1 protein-coding gene and 3 pseudogenes are annotated in these 1,138 nt (G+C 43.8%); all 4 read left to right on the top strand.

Annotated elements, in window-relative coordinates:
- On the top strand, window positions 1-353 hold a 353-nt coding region (locus tag CBG25_RS03745; RefSeq protein ID WP_290603898.1), incomplete at its 5' end, for a transposase family protein.
- 65 nt (window positions 354-418) lie between these two features.
- Window positions 419-904 (top strand): annotated as a pseudogene (locus CBG25_RS03740) (transposase); the annotation flags it as partial.
- 35 nt (window positions 905-939) lie between these two features.
- Window positions 940-1,014: pseudogene (locus CBG25_RS03735) on the top strand (hypothetical protein); the annotation flags it as partial.
- A gap of 3 nt (window positions 1,015-1,017) precedes the next feature.
- Window positions 1,018-1,138, top strand: a pseudogene (locus CBG25_RS03730) (helix-turn-helix domain-containing protein); the annotation flags it as partial.

Below are 1,138 nucleotides of genomic sequence, written 5' to 3'. Positions count from 1 at the left end.
TGAGCAAAAATGGGCGCCGTCACGATAAACGCTTACTCGATAAAGTCGATATAATTCGCCATATTCCTCCTGAGGTAACCATCTGGGCAGATACCGGTTTTCAAGGTATAGATAAACAGCATCCTAATACACAAATCCCAAAAAAAGGAACTCGAAAAAGACCTTTATCGCCTGAACAAAAACAAGAAAATAAAATAATCTCGGGCATCCGTATTACAGTTGAACACGCCATCGCGGGTATCAAGCGCCTCGGTTGCATGACCCAAATTTTACGGAATCGTAGACCCTTTATTGATGATACCTTCTTACTCCTTAGCGCAGGTCTTTGGAATTTCCATCTCAGAACAGCGTAAAATTTACTTCAATCACCGAAACACTCTTATTTCACTATTAAGCAACACGCTTTATGATGGCGAGTCTTCCTGACGTTCCCTTTCAACATGGCACCTTCACGATGCCTGATGCCCTGTGGCCGTTATTTGAGAACAACCGTTGGTTGCTAGGCCACCTGTTCGCCCTCGCTGCTGATAATTTGCTTTATGCCGCAGAGCAAAGAGGTCTCACCCTTGGCATTTTCGGTGCTCTTCACACCTACGGACGACAGCTTAACTGGAATTGCCATATTCATCTGTCGTGGACTACAGGCGGCATCAATGATCACGGCAACTGGAAAAAGATGTCGTTTTGCCTGCCAAAGGTTAGAGAACGCTGGATATGGAATGTCCGACAGTTCCTGCTGTCAGCTTGGGAGAAGCTAATCTTGCCTGCGGAATTGGTTCATCTGCGTAATTACGATGAGTGGAAACGTTTTATTCTCAGTCTCGGAAAAAACGAAGAAGGTAAGGATTACCGCCAATTCCCAAACGAAATGCAACAAAGTAAATCCTTGGTCATACATAGATAAAATTACTGTAATGACCCCATAAGAGATACCGTTGTATGAAGGGAAAACATTTGAACTTACATGAGCGTTTTTATATCGAAAAACGAATAATTGACGGTGTTACTCAGGCCACTATTGCTAGAGAATTGGGGCTTTCTCGTTCAACTGTCAGCAGGGAACTCAAACGTAATACTGATCCCGCTTTCCATGGACTTTATTCTTGCAGAAGAGCCGATACCTTAGCGAAAGCCAGAC

The sequence above is a fragment of the Arsenophonus sp. ENCA genome, assembly GCF_002287155.1.
In the GTDB taxonomy this organism is placed as follows: Bacteria; Pseudomonadota; Gammaproteobacteria; order Enterobacterales; family Enterobacteriaceae; genus Arsenophonus; species Arsenophonus nilaparvatae.
Note: the sequence above shows the minus strand (reverse complement) of the source record. Positions and strands in the feature narration are given on the sequence as shown.